Annotated in this window: 10 protein-coding genes; 5 read left to right on the forward strand and 5 right to left on the reverse strand. The window is 68.5% G+C overall.

Features of this window, described 5'->3' with window-relative positions:
* Positions 1–92: 92 nt before the first annotated feature.
* Positions 93–1,907: an Hsp70 family protein gene (locus tag AAH979_RS13380; protein ID WP_346258391.1), complete on the forward strand. Its 1,815-nt coding sequence runs from the start codon at positions 93–95 to the stop codon at positions 1,905–1,907.
* Between the two features lie 403 nt (positions 1,908–2,310).
* On the opposite strand, the gene AAH979_RS13385 is transcribed toward AAH979_RS13380, so the two are convergent.
* Together AAH979_RS13385 and AAH979_RS13390 are read right to left on the reverse strand one after the other, a co-directional pair.
* Positions 2,311–4,350 (reverse strand): hypothetical protein, encoded by a 2,040-nt coding sequence (locus AAH979_RS13385; protein ID WP_346258392.1) that lies wholly within the window; start codon positions 4,348–4,350, stop codon positions 2,311–2,313.
* 596 nt (positions 4,351–4,946) lie between these two features.
* Positions 4,947–5,765, reverse strand: a complete 819-nt coding sequence (locus tag AAH979_RS13390) for an SDR family NAD(P)-dependent oxidoreductase (protein ID WP_346258393.1) — start codon at positions 5,763–5,765, stop codon at positions 4,947–4,949.
* Positions 5,766–5,818: 53 nt separating this feature from the next.
* On the opposite strand from AAH979_RS13390, the gene AAH979_RS13395 reads away from it, so the two are divergent.
* Complete coding sequence (locus AAH979_RS13395) at positions 5,819–6,223, forward strand: helix-turn-helix domain-containing protein (RefSeq protein ID WP_346258394.1); 405 nt, start codon at positions 5,819–5,821, stop codon at positions 6,221–6,223.
* Positions 6,224–6,539: 316 nt separating this feature from the next.
* Positions 6,540–7,244: a DUF4184 family protein gene (locus AAH979_RS13400; protein WP_346258395.1), complete on the forward strand. Its 705-nt coding sequence runs from the start codon at positions 6,540–6,542 to the stop codon at positions 7,242–7,244.
* 234 nt (positions 7,245–7,478) lie between these two features.
* On the opposite strand, the gene AAH979_RS13405 is transcribed toward AAH979_RS13400, so the two are convergent.
* Together AAH979_RS13405 and AAH979_RS13410 are read right to left on the reverse strand one after the other, a co-directional pair.
* Positions 7,479–7,649, reverse strand: a complete 171-nt coding sequence (locus AAH979_RS13405) for a hypothetical protein (protein WP_346258396.1) — start codon at positions 7,647–7,649, stop codon at positions 7,479–7,481.
* A gap of 181 nt (positions 7,650–7,830) precedes the next feature.
* Positions 7,831–9,237 carry a serpin family protein gene (locus AAH979_RS13410; RefSeq protein ID WP_346258397.1) on the reverse strand — a complete coding sequence of 469 codons (1,407 nt, stop codon included), beginning with the start codon at positions 9,235–9,237 and terminating at the stop codon, positions 7,831–7,833.
* A 394-nt stretch (positions 9,238–9,631) separates the two neighbouring features.
* Here AAH979_RS13410 and AAH979_RS13415 point away from each other — a divergent pair, with 394 nt between their 5' ends.
* Positions 9,632–9,862: a hypothetical protein gene (locus AAH979_RS13415; protein ID WP_346258398.1), complete on the forward strand. Its 231-nt coding sequence runs from the start codon at positions 9,632–9,634 to the stop codon at positions 9,860–9,862.
* A 55-nt stretch (positions 9,863–9,917) separates the two neighbouring features.
* Here the strand turns inward: AAH979_RS13415 and AAH979_RS13420 are convergent, their stop codons facing one another.
* Complete coding sequence (locus AAH979_RS13420; RefSeq protein WP_346258399.1) at positions 9,918–12,293, reverse strand: SGNH/GDSL hydrolase family protein; 2,376 nt, start codon at positions 12,291–12,293, stop codon at positions 9,918–9,920.
* A 570-nt stretch (positions 12,294–12,863) separates the two neighbouring features.
* On the opposite strand from AAH979_RS13420, the gene AAH979_RS13425 reads away from it, so the two are divergent.
* Positions 12,864–14,765 (forward strand): sialidase family protein, encoded by a 1,902-nt coding sequence (locus tag AAH979_RS13425; protein ID WP_346258400.1) that lies wholly within the window; start codon positions 12,864–12,866, stop codon positions 14,763–14,765.
* Positions 14,766–15,201 lie beyond the last annotated feature (436 nt).

Below are 15,201 nucleotides of genomic sequence, written 5' to 3' on the forward strand. Positions count from 1 at the left end.
TGCGCTGAGGCTACCGGTCGGGTGGCGCACCGGCACCGGTTACCGCATGCTCGCCGGCACCGGCGGCCGCGCACCGACCGTATCCTTGCTCGGTGGGTGCCAACGACTTCCGGCTCGGAGTGGACTTCGGCACGTCCAACACGGTGGCGGTACTGCGTTGGCCGGACGGTCGGGTCAGACCGCTGCTCTTCGACGGCTCACCGCTGCTGACCTCCGCTGTCTTCGTCGGTCCCGACGGGCAGATCGCGGTTGGCCGTGCCGCCGTACACGCCGCCCGGACGCAGCCGGAGCGCTTCGAGCCCTACCCGAAACGCTGCATCGACGACGGCGCGGTGCTGCTCGGCCCCGCGGGATCGTCGACGGTGCCGGTCGTGGAGTTGATCGCCGCGGTGCTGCGGCGGGTGGCCGAGGAGGCGGCGCGGACAGCCGGCCATTCGGTCCGGCACGCCGTGTTGACCTGCCCGGCCGCCTGGGCCCAGACTCGCCGAAACAGCCTGCTGGCTGCGGCGCACTCCGTCTTTCCGGATGTTTCCCTGGTGCCGGAGCCGGTCGCCGCCGCCAGTCACTTCGTCGCGGTGCGCGGTGGCGCCGTACCGGTCGGCTCGTCCTTGCTGATCTACGACCTGGGCGCGGGCACCTTCGACACCTCGCTGGTGCGTCGTACGGCTGACGGCTTCGAGGTGCTCGCCGCCGACGGGCTCACCGACGCCGGCGGACTGGACGTCGACGCCGCGATGGTCGCCTTCCTCGGCACCATCTACGCCGACCGGAACGCGGCGGCCTGGGAGCGGTTGAACCATCCGGTCGACGGGGCGGACCGTCGGCTGAGCCGGGCGCTCTGGGACGACGTGCGGACCGGCAAGGAGCTGCTGTCCAACTCCGCGAACGTGGCCGTGCACGTGCCGCTGTTCAGCGATGACGTACCGTTCGGCCGCGAGCAGGTGGAAGACCTCGCCCAACCGATCATCGCCCGTACGGTCGCCGTCGTCCGGGCCATGTTGCGCGCCGCCGGGGTTGACGCCGCCCGGCTCTCCGGGGTGTACCTGGTCGGTGGCGGCAGCCGGCTCCCGCTGGTCGGCACGATGCTGCACCGCGCCCTGCGGATCGCTCCGACCACCGTGGAGCAGCCGGAACTGGTCGTGGCCGAGGGCAGCCTGCACGCGGACCGGTTGGCTACGAAGCAGCCTCCGGTTGCGGTGGCGCCGGCTCGGCCCGCGATGCCACCGGCCCCGGCCGGCCGGCCCCCGGCGAGGCAACCGACACCGAACGGTCCGGTCGTGGCGCCCACCCGAAACCGCTCCCGGAGAGGGGCCACAGTGGGTGTCGCCGCGATCATGGTGGTGACGCTACTGAGCGGGCAGCTCGTCGCGGACAAGCTTGGCGGCTCGTCCGGGGAGAACGGTGGCGGCGACGACCCGGGACGGTACGCCCCCGCCTCCGCGGCAACGCCCATCGACGACTGCCTTGTCGGGACTTGGCGGGTGACCAACCAGGTCGCCATCGAGTCGGTCGATCTCGACGACGACGGCGGCAAAGAGGATGTCGAGTTCACCGGATCGGGTGCCATCCACCGGTATTGGCCAGACGGCAGAACCATGCTCGAGTACGGCGACGGAATTAGCCTCACCGCCCGCCGAGGCGGTCACGAGTACGAGATCGTCCTCACCGGCCGGGTCACCTCGATGATAACGACCAGCGGCGGCAAGATCATTAGTGCTCAGCCCGATGCGGACGGTACGAGGATCACCAAGGCCGACGGGTCGGAGATCGACCGGACGGCCATGCCGGAGGATTCGGGCTCCAACTCATCGAACTACCAGTGCTCGGACGGCTTGCTGAACAGGAGCGGGTCGGGTTGGCAGAGCACATCGGAGCAGATCAGCCGGGACCCTGACGCCGCAGCCTGACCAAGTCCTGCGCCCGCGCTTCCGGTCCAGGTACCCCTCGATGAGGCGCCCATCATCCGGTCCGATCCTGCGCAACCCTCGGAGCCCGGATGGACCGGCACGCGGCGACCCGCCGGCTCAAGCACCTCGCCGCTCCGGCTGCCCCAGGGCCGCCGGCAGGTTACTGAAAGGACACCGGCAGAGCCCTGAGGCAACAACTCATCTCACTGAACCTTTTCAACCTGGACCGCGCGGCGCTTACGCACCGCGTCCGACCTTGCGGTCCATCGGACCGCAAGGGGGAGGTTGAAAAGGTTCACTCGTTAACCGGCTTCTCAACTCCGCGCAGTAGGGTCTCGGAATCTGTTGCTAATCCAGCGAGGATATTGATTTGTTGCGGCTGAATCTTGTCGGGCCGCTGGCGTCAATCGATGAGCAGTACCTCGGTGAGATCCCGCAGCATCTCCTCGTCGTTGTCGACACCTCCGAACCGGCCACCCCGCCCGGGGCGGGCGAGCTCAGCGCGGATATGCGGCAATGCCGGTGCAGCGGCCGAGCCCATCCGTTTCAGGCAGGCCGCGACGTGGTTGCCCGTCGCTGGGTTCTGCCGCCATGCCTGTAGCAGGGTGTTCAGCACGACCGGGGTTTCCGGCTCGCCCTCGATGTCCCAGATCGCTGCGGCGGCGTACACACGGTTCCACTCGTAGCGGTCCGCCAACAGTTCGCGCAGGCGGGGAAGCGCAGCCGCAGCAGGCGGACCGATCTGGCCGAGCACCTCGGCCGCCTCCCGAAGCGCGAAGGTGTCGAGCAGCGCAAGAGAGAGCGGCAGGACCTCGTCGCGGTCGCCGCCGACCGCCCAGAGCGTGCTGACAGCCTCGGACCTGGTCCACGTATCGTCGACGGCGACCAACGACCTGATCGCGGCGAGCGCGGGTGCCGCCGCCGGACCGGACGCCCGCAGCGCCGTCAGAGCGGCTTTCACCACGTCCCAGTTCTGCCGCTCGGCGGCGGCGACGAGCGTCTCGGTGATTGTCGGCAGTGCGCTGGAGTCGCCGAGCTTGGCTAGAGCGGACAGGATGCCACGTGGGTTGGACGGCCACTCCTTGGACAGGTCTGCGCTGCTCAGCCGGTCATGCAGGCGGGGTACCAACTGATCCGCGGCCTGCGGCAGCGCTCCCGCCACTTGGACGGCGAGCCAGGCGTCGACGTCGCTGTCCAGCGCCATCAGCAGGCTGGGAAGTGCCCGTACATCCCCGAGCCGAGCCAAAGCCACGGCCGTCTTCTGGTGCAGCCGGCGCAAATGCCGTCGCGGAGTGGCCCACCCGTCCGGCCCATAGCCGGTGAGTAGGGCGGCCATGGTTTCCCGGGCTGGCTCTGCGATCGCGTAGTGCTTCTCCAGCAGCGTTGCCGCTTCGGCAGCGACTTCCAGGTTGCTTCCGCCGAGTTGGGCGGCGACCAGCCGGATCAGGGCACTGTGGTCACCACGCCAGGCTCCGACGAGATCGCTTGCCATCCGGATCGCGTCCAGCCGGGCGCCGGGATAAGGACTGCGGAGTTGCTCGACCAGCAGGTCGGTGCGCTGCGGAACCCGTGCATTCAGCAGTGCGTGCAGCGTTCGCAACAGGTCTGTGGTCAGTGCGTGCCGCCGGTCGATGCGCTCCAGATCCTCGAACGCGGCGGCGACGAACGGCGGCACATCCGCGGCCGGCGGCGCGACGGGCGGCGGCTCTGGCCACGGCTGCTCCGGCGGTGCGGCGTCGGCGATCTCGCGCAACAGCCCGATTACGGCTGGTACGAGATCGTCGCTGATCGCATCCGGAGCGCACCGGGCCTGGTGGATCAACGCGGCGAGCCGGAACTCTGGTTCACCGGCCGGATCCGCAGCCAGGCCGGCGAGCCACGCTCTCGCGGCCGGGATGATCACCGGAAGCCGTTGGGCCAACGTGACCGTCGTCTGCGTCACCAAAAGGCGTTCGAGCAAACAGAATTCCATCGCTGACCGGTCTTGAAGCAGGTCGAAGGCCCGGCTGGCATCGTCGAGGAGCAGGCCAAGGCCGGGAATGGCGGCCTGGCGCACCCGGCAGGTGGCATCCCCGGCAAGGTCAACGAACGCCTCTGCGTGTGCCCGCAGGAACGCCGCAGCGCCTGCGAAGTCCGCGTCGACATAGTCGATCTCGCATCGCTCGACCGCCTCCTCGGCGATGCTGAGCAGCAGCGCGACGATCCTGTCACGGTCTGGTGTGGCCGGATCAACGGCAAGCTCGAGCAGGAACGGCAGGCTCGCCGTGGTGCTCGGGTAGACGTCACCTTGGTGGTGAACCTTGCCGTAGAAGTCACTGAGTGCCTGGCCCCGTTCCTTGGCATCCGGAGAGCGCAGTGCTTCCAGTAGCGCCGGCACCTCTTCGGCTGAACCGTAGGCATGATGCATCGAGGCCCAGTCGACATCGCGAAGTCCGCTGAACATGCGCGGCACTATGCCCGGACCCACCGACATTTACGGCGAGTCGGCCAACGCCGGAGCTGCCCAGCGACGACCTCTCACAGCCGCGATCCCGGCCGCGCTGACGCCAAGACCACGTGCACGGATCTGCCGCCTTCCGCTCGGACCCGCCAGCGCCGCCGTAACCGAGCGTTGCCGGGTCGATCGACGTGCAACGGCGTGGGAAGCCAGCGAATCACCCCACGGTAATCGCGGGCCGGCAAGGGTCACTTCCTTTACGAGATCCTCGACAGCTACCTGCTGGCGATGGGCTATACCGGCCCCGCGAGCGGAAGAACCGATCCCGAGGAAGCGCAGGATGATACTGAGACGGCAGACTAGCGGACGGCTGAGTCGAGCTGCCCGACACGTCCAGTGAACCTTTTTCCACCTCCCCTTGCGGTCCGCCGGACCGCAAGGTCGGACGCGGTGCGTGAGCGCCGCGCGGTCCAGGTTGAGGTTCAGTCTGTTGGATGCACGCTCGTGCCGATGTGAGGCGCCTACGTGGTTGCGGGCAGTGGCTTCCTGCTACCCGGAAGGTCTGTCGTCCGTCAGGCGCCCTATAGGCGATAGATAGCATTTCAGGCGAGGAGCTTCTCCGTGAGGTCCATCAAGCGTTCGGCTTTCTTCGGGTCGAGCGTGGTGAAGCTGGGCGAAAGTCGCTTGTTCCGGTCAACGGCGGTCAGCGGCGCGGCTGGCGGCGCGTCGAGAAAGTGGTGAATCGGGGCCACCGCGTCCGCGACGGGGCGGGCCGCCACCGACACCGCCGCCAGCAGCCCGCGGACGATCATCGGGAACTGGCTACGGTCACCGCTTTTGGTAAAGCCGGGATGGTAGAGCACGTATCGGGCGCGGCTGCCGGACCGCTGGGCGAAGGCCACGCCGAGCAGGTCGTTGGCTCGACCGGCCTGTAGTTGTGCGGTGATGACCGAGTAGCCCGACACCAGCTGCGGGTCGGCCCAGCGCACCCCGCCTCTGGTGACACCAACCCCTGCGATGTTCACGATCACCGGCGAGGTAGCCCGGTCCAGAGCGGGACGCAGGCCGAAGCTGAGCAGATAGCGACTCAGGTAGTAGAGCGCGAACGTGCGCTCCAAACCCTCGGCGGTCACGATCCGACGCGGCGCCACAGCATTGGCGAACAGCGTCAGCGCGTCCACGACGTGGTACTCGGTGAGGATGTGCTCGACGACCTGCCGCGTCTGGGCCACGCTGGAGAGGTCGACGGGAAGGAAGGCGACGGAGCCACCCGCCAGCGCCTCGCCGCGTTCGCGGTTGCGACCGAGCACCAGGACCCGGTCACCGCGTTCGGCCCGCCCGAGAGCGAACGCGCGTCCCATTCCGTTGGTGCCGCCACTGACCACTACGACTCCCATGTCGCCTCCAGTACCGTTCTCCACTGACCGTGCTCATCCTGGGCAGATGATCGGCGGAGGCGAAAGAAGGCACTTTCATGGCCACAAGGAACACCGGTGTGCGTGCCGCGCTGGACAGCCACCGGTTGCCGAACCCCATTCCGATCGGCGAGTACGAGTGCTGTCCGGTCACAGACGTGCTGCGGGCAGTCAGCGACAAATGGGCGCTGTTGCTGATCACCCTGCTCGGTCAGCAGCCGTACCGGTTCAACGAGCTACATCGGGCGGTGGAGGGCATCAGCCAGCGGATGCTCACCCGAACGCTGCGCACGTTGGAGAGCGACGGCCTGGTCGAGCGGAAACTGTTTTCCACATCGCCGCCGAGTGTCGAGTACCGGCTGACGCCACTCGGCGTCAGCCTGCTACAGCCGCTCTCCGCCCTGGCCAACTGGGCGGTCGACCACCACGCCGAGATCACTGCGGCACGTCGGCGACCCACCTGAGAACCGCCCGACACGCGCATGTGCCCCGGACCGTGCGCGCTGGGGCCCCGGCACCGGTCACGCTGTGTCGAGGTCGGCATCGGTGCGGTCCCTTGCGGACATGCCGAACTGCTGATGTCCGCGCCGTCGCCGCCGGTCGCTCGTTCGGCACGACGTGTTGTCTGTCCTGACGGCGCTCACTGGCCGGCTTGGCTATCGGTGCTGTGGCACAGCTCCGGCACCGATTGGCCATCGTTCGACCTTGACGGCCCTGCCCGTCCCGGCATCTCCATCACGGCAGCACCCGGTCTGCACAGTTGGCCGTTACCGTTCCGGGGTGCCCTTGACCTTCCCGTCACACCCCGCCGCCGCATTGCCGCTGAAGCTATGGCGGCCGCGCTGGTTCGACGGTGTCGCGCTGGTTGTCGGATCGATGGCGCCGGACCTGGCATACCTGTTCGACGGCTCCGGCCTGCCGGTGTGGCCGTTCTCCCACCAACTGCCGGGCCTCGTTGGATGGTGCCTGCCAGTCACGCTTGCCGGAACCTGGCTGATCCGTCGCGCGGCGCCGGTAGTCGCGAGCCACCTTCCGGCCGGAGGTCCGCTCGCCCTTCCCGACTACGGCTCGCTCGGGCAGGGTCGACATCGGTGGCCGATCACCGTGTATTCGGCGCTGCTCGGCGCCGCCAGCCACCTCGTCCTGGACCGGGTCGAGGTCGGCCTTCCCGCGACCGAGTACGTCATGCACGTACTGGGCGGCGCCGGATTGCTGGCCATCGCCGTGCGGATCGGCCGGCGGCGGCTGCTACGCCAATGCCACGGCGAGCCGCCGCCGGGGCAGGCGCGGCCTGTCCTGTTCTGGGCCGTCGCTGGCGGCGTCACACTGCCGTTGGCTGCGGCGACCCCCTTCCTGCCAGCGGCGTCGCTGGCGCACACCACCGGGGTACGCCTACTGTGCGCGGTCGCCGCCGGCCTACTCGTCGCGTCGCTGGCCGTCGCGGCGAGCCGTGGTCCCCTGCTCACCCGATTGCCGCAGCGATGACCGATGACCCGGAAAAAGGTGGCGAGATCGTGACGTCGTTGGCTTCGCACGTGGCGCCGGGTAGGCGCCGAGCCCTTGCGCGCCGGATCAGGTACGACTCCGGGTAGGAGACACATGATGAACCAGGTAGACCAACTCGACCTGAAAGATCAAGCAGCCTGTAATGCCGCGACCGGCGCGTTGCCGGTCAGCGGGTGAGCGCCGCGGGAGGGAAACCGTTCTCTCCCGCCCGCATCACGTGTCCGCCCCATCGAGCAGGTAGACATAGCCAATGCCCTGCACCGCCGCCTGGCGCCGAACGCCGACGCACCAGCCGATGCTTCCGAAAATGACCCTCGACAGCAGTCGAAGGAACGCGCATTCTCCGGACATCGGCCGCCTTGGCCTGGCCTTCTCGACGAACACGAATCGATGTACGCGCGCCCGCGGCCCACGATCGTAGTCACCGTGCACCGCGTGCAGGCATAGAACGGTTCGGCTTGATCGGATATCCGCATCTACCGCGACCCGGTCGGTACGCAAGGTTACGAGCCCTTCCCGACTCACAGTGCGGATCAACCGAAGATCTCGACTGATCCCGGTCCGGTCAGGCTGGGCCAGTGACCAGCGGGTCGTGGACCCGGCCGAGGAACAGCGGTACGCCAGTGAGCTGGTCGTGGATGACGTACAGGAATGGCCGGTCGACGAAGAACTGCGGCCCCTGCGGGATCGACGGCGGCCGGATGATGACGGCCGACGCGGCTGCGGCCTCGGTACCCTTCTCGTCCACCGCGATGAACGTCTCGTGCACCACGTCGTCGATGCACAGGGCTGGTTCGGTGCTCATGGCGGTGAAGTCGGCCTGCGACGTGAACGCCGTGGGCATGCCGAGGCTGCCCAGCGCGGCACCCAGCTCGGCCGGCAGGCGGAACGTCCACCGCGGCAGGCGCAGTTGGACGTCGGTGAGCCGGAACCCGGTCAACAGCGTGCCCAGCCACGTCACATCGAGATTCGCCTCGACCGCAGCGAGGTCGTCCCGGGTCGGCATGACGATCGCCATGGCCAGCCCGCCGCCCGCGTAAGGCACGTCGACCGCACGCCACCCGTCCCCCTCCAGGTAGCCCATCCTATCGAACGGCCCGCGCATGATCGGGACATCGACGACGCTGCCGTCATCCCGGGTGAACGGCCCCACCGCCGTGGCCGTCGCGGTGAACGGGTACTTCCAGGCCGCCATGAGGTAGGTCGTGTTGGTGAGGATCAGGCTGGTGTCGGGGCTCACGGCGCCGGACCCCAACAGCTCCGGGATCTTCGCGTTGGTCCGGTCGGACACCCAGGTGTTGATCTCCTGGCGGGCCACCTCCGGCGCGCCGCGGAAGTCGACCGGGTGCGGCGCGGCACCGTAGTAGCCGGCCAGGGTGTCCCGGAACCCGGGTCGCAAGCCCAGATCGAGCCGTGTCCACAGGGCGTTGGCCGTGGTCAGCCGGGGCTGCTTGGTTCCGTCGCCGTCCTGGTACCGGCCGGCGAGCATCTGATCGACGGTGTTGAGCCCGCTGTCGAGCGCGCCGGGTCGCGGATACGGCGCGTGGAGTACGGCATCCATCTCGTCCGCCGTGGTCGAGCCGGCGCCCGCCCTGGTCATCGCGAGCGCGAGCCCGATTGAGTACGGCGCGCACACCACGTTGCCGCCTGCACGAGTCGACGCCAGGGTGCGGTAGAGGTCGGCCGTGAAGCCGCGTACCGCAGTCGCGGCGGCCTCCGTCGTAGCCGGGTCGGGGGGAACGCGTACCGGATCCGTCGATGTGGACGACCCGCCGAGCCAACGGGGATGGCCTGGGGCAGCGGTAAGGGCAGCGGCCGCAAGCGGTACCGCTCGCAGGACCGATCGACGCGAAACCATACCGCGACGGTAGAGCAGTCCTACGGGGACACGCCAGGTACAGGTCCTATATTCATAGAAGTTGGAGAATGTTCGCCAGTTGCGCGCGAAAGAGGCTCGCGATGAGCTGGACATCCGCTCATGCCCTGAACCGCCGTCACCGTGGCCGACAATGGCAATGGTCCGACGCCGGCGATAGCGCCAGCCGGGACGCCGTTGGCCACTTCGCTGCCATCGCCACGGCCGCGGGTTTCGGGAGTACCTGGCCGGGCTGCTGGCACCGCGTGACCGGAACAAGACGTTGACCTGCCTGGCCGGGGTCGAGCGGTGCCGGCGCGCACCACGCCGCGGCGCAAAGGTTGCAGTATTTCCTGCTGGTGTCTACATTAGACAACGCTTTGATCAACGAGCGGCGACTGAAGCTGCTGCTCGGTGATCCGGCGACCGCGCCGCACGAGCGTGGCGTGCTGGTTATCGACGATTCCGGAGACCGCAAGGACGGCGCGTCGACCCGGACTTCGGGATCAAGTTGCAGATCGCCGCCGGCCTGGCCGCCAAGGCCCGCACCGCCGGGGTGGTGTGCCGGGCGGTCGTTGCGGATTGCTTCTACGGCAATCACGACGACCTACGCGCGCGACTACGCCAGGACGGGTGGGGCTTCCTCGTGATCGGTTATCCGTCAGCCAGGAGACCACTCGACCTGGTACGGCCCGGAGTGCCGGCGATCGGCGTCCGGGTGCTGGCCGCTCGACGCGGGTGACGGCGCCGGCGGGTGGCTGCGCACCGACCTGGGTGGGGCGGCACGCAGCCAGCACTCAGCGGAGTGTGCGGAGATCGATGGCCTCGGCCATCGCGCGGTAGCCCGCGTCCGATGGGTGCAGATGGTCGCCCGAGTCGTACGGCGGGTTGATCCGTTGCGGGTCGGCCGGGTCGCGCACCACCGCGTCGAAGTCGACGACGGCGTCGAAGTCGTCACTCGTACGGATGAACTCGTTCACGGCCTGCCGCACGTTCTCCCGTTCCTCGGTGTAGGAGCGCCATCCCTTGATCGGTGTGATGGTTCCGACCACGACCCGCAGGCCCTGTGCGTGTGCCTGGGCGGCGATCTGCCGTAGGGCGAGTTTCAGGGTCTCCGGGTCGAGGTGTTCGAGGTTGAGGATGTCGTTGACGCCCTCGAGAACGATGACCGTGCGCGCCCCGGACGTGGTCAGCATGTCCCGGGGCAGGCGGGCGAACGCGTTCGGACCGCCAATCCCGGTTCCGGTGCTGCTGTCGAGGATCCGGTTGGCACTGATGCCGCTGTTGACCACGCCGAGCGCGGTCGGTCCCGGCTCGGCGGCGAGCCGATCGGCGAGGACGTCGGGCCACCGCAGGTTCGCATTGATGGTTGACTTGTCCCCATCGGTGATCGAGTCGCCGAAGGTCACCACCGTGCCGCGAGCCGAGCTGGACCGGACATCCACGGCTGTCGCGTAGTACCACGCCGTGGTCGGCTGGGTAAACGCGGTGCCCTGCTCGTCCGCCGCGTGGTCGCCGTCGGCGGTGATGAACGACGTCTGGTACGAGCGCGGGTGTTCGGTCACCGGGCCGGAGGGCGCCGGGGTGTAGACAGTCACCAGCAGGTCCCCATCTGCCGGCACGCCCAGGGAAGTCGGGTCGCTGAGCACCTCGCCGCCGGCCGGAATTGTCACCGACGGCACACCGCCGAAGGTCAGCTCGCGCATCGTGCCGGCGACCGCGTCCGGCGCGTCAGGCCTGGTCGCCACCGCCAGCGTCGCCCGTCCCATCAGGACCGGCACCGTACCGAGCGCGTTGGACAGTCGCACGCGAGCCGCGTCGCCACCCACGCTGGTGTGTACCACGTTGCGGATCGTGTGGTTCGGCATGCCCTGGTCGGTACCGGGCGTCGTCCGCGCCATGGCCGTCTGCCAGGTGCCGACCCAGTGGCCGGGCCGGCGGGTGTCAAGCTTGTCCAGGTCAACGACCGCCGCCATCGCCTGGTAACCGGCGTCCTTCGGGTGTAGGTGGTCGCCCGAGTCATACTCCGCCCGTAACCGGTCCGGCGCCGCGGGGTCCCGCAGGGCGACGTCGAAGTCGGCCACCGCGTCGAACGCGCCGCCGTCGCGGATGAATTCATTGACCGCCTGCCGCACGCCCTCCAGTTCCTCGGTGTAGTTGCTCGACCCGCCGAACGGCGTGAGCGTGCCACCGGTAACCCGCAGCCCCTTTGCCTTGACCTGAGCCGCTATCTGGCCCAGCGCCGCGATGATTTTCGACGGCTCGTGGTGCTGCGGCTGGCCGCCGATGTCGTTGATTCCCAACATGACGATCACCGAGCGCACACCGGTCGCAGTGAGCACGTCCCGGTCCAACCTGGATATCGCGTTGGGGTTCCAGGTGCTGTTGAGCAACCGGTTCGAGCTGATGCCGGCGTTGAGCACGCCGAGCCGCGTCGGTCCAGGCTCGGCGATCAGCCGGTCGGCCAGGTAGTCCGGCCAGCGGTGATTCGCGTTCCGTGTCGAGTTGTTGCCGTCGGTGATCGAGTCGCCGAGCGCGACCACCGCACCCTCGGCATGTCCCAGGACGTCCACGCCACTCACGTACGGCCAGAAGGTGATCGTCTCGGTGAACGCCGCGCCGGACTCCTCGGCCGCGTAATCACCGTTCTGCGACAGGTACGAGGTCTGGTTGGCCACCTGGTGATAGGTCACCGGCCCGGACGACACCGGGGTGTAGACGCTGACCAGGAGGTCGGCATCTGCCGGCACGGCAAGGGAGATCGGGTCGCTGAGTACCTCGCCGCCGGCCGGGATGGTGACCGACGGCGCGCCGCCGAAGGTGAGCGCTCGCATCGTGCCCGCGACCGCGTCGGGCGCGTCGGGCGCGTCGGCGACCGCGATCGTCACCACGTCCATCCGTACCGCCACCGTGCCGAGGACGTTGGTCAGCGAGACCCGCACACTCGAACCACCAACGCTGGTGTGCACGACGTTGCGGATGGTCCGGTCCACGTATCCGGTAGGGAGATTGGGTACGGTGCCGGAGGCCGAGGCCGACCAGGTGCCGACCCAGTCACCCGGCGGTGCCGTCGACTCGGCGTACTGGCCGGCCGCGGAGACCGGGCTTGTCAGACCGAGCACCAGCGCGAGCACGGTGCCGGCGCTTTGCGTCAGTCTCCAGACGTAAGACATAGGACCTCCTCACGGTCGCGAACGAGTTTGCTCCCCGCCCCCGTCACGGTCAACAGTCGCCCGGCTTTCTGCCCGCTCGCGACTCGGCTCGTTCTTCACCTGCACCACGTGCCCGGGGAGGGGTCGATGCGGGTGAATCATCTTGGCGGGCCATCCAGGCAATGGGCCGGCTGCGACCCCGTCGACGTCGCCCTGCAGGGGTGATGACAAATCGCAGCATGTCGCCTTGGGTCACGCGCCACGGAGGGGACGTGTCGACCAAGCTGACCGACACGTTGCCCGGAGAGGCTTGCGGTGCCGGACGCTGGACGTAGGATGTCCAAGCCAGGTTTCGCCAATGGCCGCGCCGATACGTCGGAAGGGTGCGGTCGGTCGTCCGAGGCGGAACACAGGAAGTTCACCACCGTGTCCTACGTAAACGAAAGCGTGTCCTACGTAACCGAGAGGTGGCGGTGTGGGCGAGCTGACGGACGGCCCGCGAGCGCACCGGCGCGACAACCCGCAGATCCGGCGCTACCTGCCGTTCGACAGGATCCGCCTCAGCGGTGAGCAGTGGAGGTATCGCATCTCATGACGAGACAAAGACTCGGCCAGCGACACCGTCGGCTGTTGTCCACCGTGGTGGTCGCGGCGATGGCCGCCGCCCTGCTCGCTGGCGGCACCGCGCACGCCGCCGAGCCGTACTACGAGGAACGGGCGGTCTACACGGCGCACACGGACGGGTATCACTGCTTCCGGATCCCGGCGATCGTGAAGGCTACCAACGGGGACCTGCTGGCGTTCGCCGAAGGTCGAATCAACAACTGTGACGACAGAGGCAACATCGACCTGGTGCTGAAGCGGTCCCACGACGGTGGTCGTACCTGGGGGCCGCTGCAGGTCGTTTCGCGCGGCAACGGGGACACGCACGGCAACCCGATGCCGATCGTGGACGAGCGGACCGGTCGGGTCCTGCTGTTCACGACCCACAACCCGGCCGCCGGAAGCGGTGGCCGCGATCCGTTCCTGCAGGTCAGCGACGACCAGGGAGCGACCTGGAGTGCTCCGCGGGAAATGACCGAGTTGGTACTGCCAGAGTGGACCGCCTGGTACGCCACCGGCCCGGTGCACGCCATCCAGCTCAAACGCGGCCCGCACGCCGGGCGGCTGGTGATGAGCGCCAATCATGAGTCCCCCGGACCCGACGGACGGGCCATCGCCGGCATCCACCTCGGGTACAGCGACGACGGTGGCGACACCTGGCACCTCGGCGCCAGCGCCGGTGGCGCCGCCGCCGACATCTTCGTCAACGAGTCGACCCTGGTGGAGCTGACCGATGGGCGGATCTACGTCAACGTGCGGGAAGCCGGCACGGCTGAGGGCACGCGGGCGTACGCGATCTCCAGCGACGGCGGCGACAGCTACGACGCGCCGTTCCAGATGGTGCCCGAGCTGACGATGCCGGTCGTGCAGGGAGCGTTGCTGCGTCTGACCGCCACCGACGAAGGTGACGCGCGGAACCGCATCCTGTTCTCCGGACCCGCCAACCCCGGTAAGCGAGAGGCCCTGACGATCCGGTCCTCGTATGACGAAGCCCAGACCTGGGAGACCTGGCAGGAAGGCAAGGTCATCAGCTGGGGTCCGGGCGGGTACTCCGACCTGGTCAAGATCGAGACCGATCCGGTCACGGGCCCCGTGGCCGGAGTCCTGTACGAGAGCGGCGTGGCCGCCCTGTACGAGGTGGTCCAGTTCGTCCGGTTCAACGAGGCGTACCTCGACACCCCGAACGGCCCGCCGCCGAGCCTGCCGCCGCCACCGGTGCCGGGACCGACGACTCCGGACGCGGCACCGCGCTACGACAACACCGCCTACGTGCGCGGCGACGCCACGCTGGGTGCCGGGCGGTACGGCGCCGGGCTCGCGCTCGACGGCGTGGACGACCACGTGGAAGTGCCGTACAACCCGGACGTCGACCTCGGCGACAACCAGTTCACAATCATGACGTGGTTCCGGTACAGCGAAACCACCGGCAGCATCGTGATCTGGTGGTTCTACCAGGTGGGTACGGGAGCCGCGCAGATCTGGCTGCGGGCCGAACCGGCAAGCAACCGCATCCGGGGTGTCGTCGGCACCGGCCAGGGCGACGCGAACATCACCATCGCGGGCGCATACAACGACGGGCTCTGGCACCACGTCGCCATGCGACGAACGGCGACCCGGGTCACGGTCCTCATCGACGGCGCCACCGTCGCCGACCTGGCCGCTCCCCGCGGCTCGGTGACCACCGGCCGGGAATTCGGCATCCGCAGCGTCTACCTCGGCCGACGCGTCGACGGCCTCAACAACCCGTTCCGCGGTGCCCTCGACGAGTTTCGCATCTACGGCCGCGCCCTCACCACGGAGGAGCTGCGGAGGATCCGGAAGCACAACGTACCCATCGCCGGGCAGCTCCGGCTCCGCCTCCCGTTCGCCATCATCGATCCCCAGCAGTAGCCGCAGCGTCGGGTCCCCGCCACCTGCCCGAAGACATTGACCGGCCATCAGGCGCGGGGGTAGACCACTCGGTCTTTAAGGTCGCGAAGAGCGTCTCGGCCAGAGCGTTGTCGAAGCAGTCGGCGACGGAGCCCAACGAGGCCAGGACGCCACAGGAGCGCAGAGCACGGCCGAACTCGGCCGAGGTGTACTTCCCGAGTACACCTCGGCCGACGTCGCCCGGGCCTGCGCCCGATGGAAGGTGCGCCAATCGATGGGCCGGGTCGGGTCGTGCTTCGACAACGCTGTCGCCGAGGCCACCTTCTCCACCATCAAGGTTGAGTACGTCCACCGCCGCCACTTCCGCACCCGCACCGTGCCCTGTGCTTGTTCGCACACGCGACTCAGCTTTCGAATTGACCAAGAAAAGGAACCTGGAATGGAGGGTGGCAGCACC

The sequence above is a fragment of the Plantactinospora sp. ZYX-F-223 genome (assembly GCF_039649625.1).
Classification (GTDB): Bacteria; Actinomycetota; Actinomycetes; order Mycobacteriales; family Micromonosporaceae; genus Plantactinospora.

What these genes read in the sequence shown, in the direction of transcription:
- AAH979_RS13425 (WP_346258400.1), top strand. Translation starts at nt 12,864, where the DNA reads ATGACGAGACAAAGACTCGGCCAGCGACACCGTCGGCTGTTGTCCACC.
- AAH979_RS13385 (WP_346258392.1), bottom strand. Translation starts at nt 4,350, where the DNA reads ATGTTCAGCGGACTTCGCGATGTCGACTGGGCCTCGATGCATCATGCC.
- AAH979_RS13395 (WP_346258394.1), top strand. Translation starts at nt 5,819, where the DNA reads ATGGCCACAAGGAACACCGGTGTGCGTGCCGCGCTGGACAGCCACCGG.
- AAH979_RS13410 (WP_346258397.1), bottom strand. Translation starts at nt 9,237, where the DNA reads ATGTCCAGCTCATCGCGAGCCTCTTTCGCGCGCAACTGGCGAACATTC.
- AAH979_RS13420 (WP_346258399.1), bottom strand. Translation starts at nt 12,293, where the DNA reads ATGTCTTACGTCTGGAGACTGACGCAAAGCGCCGGCACCGTGCTCGCG.